The sequence below is a fragment of the Nodosilinea sp. AN01ver1 genome, from assembly GCF_050565655.1.
In the GTDB taxonomy this organism is placed as follows: Bacteria; Cyanobacteriota; Cyanobacteriia; order Phormidesmidales; family Phormidesmidaceae; genus Nodosilinea.
On the sequence record NZ_JBNXVS010000114.1, the window covers coordinates 1 to 2,318 of the forward strand.

Annotated in this window: 4 protein-coding genes; 2 read left to right on the forward strand and 2 right to left on the reverse strand. The window is 53.2% G+C overall.

Annotation, left to right across the window (positions count from 1 at the left end):
- The coding region (locus ACQ4N7_RS30125) for a hypothetical protein (protein WP_430715105.1) at positions 1–300 on the forward strand (300 nt) is incomplete at its 5' end.
- A gap of 327 nt (positions 301–627) precedes the next feature.
- Here ACQ4N7_RS30125 and ACQ4N7_RS30130 read toward each other — a convergent pair.
- Positions 628–822 (reverse strand): hypothetical protein, encoded by a 195-nt coding sequence (locus ACQ4N7_RS30130; RefSeq protein ID WP_430715106.1) that lies wholly within the window; start codon positions 820–822, stop codon positions 628–630.
- A 674-nt stretch (positions 823–1,496) separates the two neighbouring features.
- Between ACQ4N7_RS30130 and ACQ4N7_RS30135 the strand changes: the two genes are divergently transcribed.
- A complete protein-coding gene (locus tag ACQ4N7_RS30135) occupies positions 1,497–1,691 on the forward strand; it encodes a hypothetical protein (protein ID WP_430715106.1) in 195 nt (64 codons plus the stop codon).
- Between the two features lie 327 nt (positions 1,692–2,018).
- On the opposite strand, the gene ACQ4N7_RS30140 is transcribed toward ACQ4N7_RS30135, so the two are convergent.
- The coding region (locus ACQ4N7_RS30140; RefSeq protein ID WP_430715105.1) for a hypothetical protein at positions 2,019–2,318 on the reverse strand (300 nt) is incomplete at its 5' end.

Below are 2,318 nucleotides of genomic sequence, written 5' to 3' on the forward strand. Positions count from 1 at the left end.
CCCCCCCGCCCCGCCAGCCCTGCCTGTAGCGGGGCTTCTTATTGCCCTCCCCACGCCGCCACGCCACGCCACGCCACGCGGCCACGCCGCCACGCCACGCCCCACGCCGCCGAGACCATGCAGCCGCTGCGCCAGAGACACACACGGGGCGATCGCGCTACCAAAGCCGCCCTATTTTCGATAGTGGCCCTTTATTCTCATTTGGTGACAGTAGATGACGCTACTCTGAAAAATCTACTGTCACCCGGCTCTAACCCTTTCCCCTGCTACGTTTCAGCGTTTCATTTTTCGTTTTGGTGACGATACTTCAAAATCTACTGTCACCCGCTGTAATCCCCACGGGGGGGGGGTTCTGGCGATTGATGACAGTAGGTGACACCTAAAATAGGCAACTAAAGTTTTTCAGCGCTGGGAAAAATTAGCGGGGCATATATTTAGAACGCTTCTGCCAAACTACTGTCACCTACTGTCATCAGCGCCTGAAGTGCATACAGGGCAAGGGTTGTAGCTGGTGACAGTAGTTTTTAAGTACCGTCACCCGACCGTCACCTGGCGGCGGCGAACCCCGCCAGGGCCAAGGGTTTAGGCAGGGTGACAGTACTTTTCTCGAACTACCGTCACCTACTGTCACCCGATCGCCCCGACCGAGCCCAACAAAAGTGCCGAGCTGACGGTTTGCCGCCGAACCCCGCCGCCGTCAGGTCGGCAGCCGCTGGCGGTGGCCCCGGTCGAAGGCGGCGATCGCGCTTCGAGCCGCCCCGATGGCGATCGCGATGGCGAGTAGCGTTCATAAGTAATGGTGAACAGTTCACAACAAAACATAGGGAATCGTGAACGATAAGATATTCAAATGGATAAGCGCTTAAGCGTTCCTAACTATTCTTAATGTTCACGATTTCTGATGGGTAGGCGCTTAAGCGTTCACTATTTCTGATTAATAGCGTTCACGATTGATGAGGATTTCTGATGTTAACGCTTGATAAAGATGTGAGCGCAAGTCCCAAAACCCTTACCATGCGGTCATTTCAGCGATTGCGCTAATTGTTCACGTGATTACAACTAATTGTAAACGATAAGGGATTCTAATCGTTCACGATTGATGAGGATTGCTTATGTTAACGCTTGGGGGCTTGTTGTTAACGATAACGTCTCGTGATTATAATCACGAGACGTTATCGTTAACAACAAGCCCCCAAGCGTTAACATAAGCAATCCTCATCAATCGTGAACGATTAGAATCCCTTATCGTTTACAATTAGTTGTAATCACGTGAACAATTAGCGCAATCGCTGAAATGACCGCATGGTAAGGGTTTTGGGACTTGCGCTCACATCTTTATCAAGCGTTAACATCAGAAATCCTCATCAATCGTGAACGCTATTAATCAGAAATAGTGAACGCTTAAGCGCCTACCCATCAGAAATCGTGAACATTAAGAATAGTTAGGAACGCTTAAGCGCTTATCCATTTGAATATCTTATCGTTCACGATTCCCTATGTTTTGTTGTGAACTGTTCACCATTACTTATGAACGCTACTCGCCATCGCGATCGCCATCGGGGCGGCTCGAAGCGCGATCGCCGCCTTCGACCGGGGCCACCGCCAGCGGCTGCCGACCTGACGGCGGCGGGGTTCGGCGGCAAACCGTCAGCTCGGCACTTTTGTTGGGCTCGGTCGGGGCGATCGGGTGACAGTAGGTGACGGTAGTTCGAGAAAAGTACTGTCACCCTGCCTAAACCCTTGGCCCTGGCGGGGTTCGCCGCCGCCAGGTGACGGTCGGGTGACGGTACTTAAAAACTACTGTCACCAGCTACAACCCTTGCCCTGTATGCACTTCAGGCGCTGATGACAGTAGGTGACAGTAGTTTGGCAGAAGCGTTCTAAATATATGCCCCGCTAATTTTTCCCAGCGCTGAAAAACTTTAGTTGCCTATTTTAGGTGTCACCTACTGTCATCAATCGCCAGAACCCCCCCCCCGTGGGGATTACAGCGGGTGACAGTAGATTTTGAAGTATCGTCACCAAAACGAAAAATGAAACGCTGAAACGTAGCAGGGGAAAGGGTTAGAGCCGGGTGACAGTAGATTTTTCAGAGTAGCGTCATCTACTGTCACCAAATGAGAATAAAGGGCCACTATCGAAAATAGGGCGGCTTTGGTAGCGCGATCGCCCCGTGTGTGTCTCTGGCGCAGCGGCTGCATGGTCTCGGCGGCGTGGGGCGTGGCGTGGCGGCGTGGCCGCGTGGCGTGGCGTGGCGTGGCGGCGTGGGGAGGGCAATAAGAAGCCCCGCTACAGGCAGGGCTGGCGGGGCGGGGGGG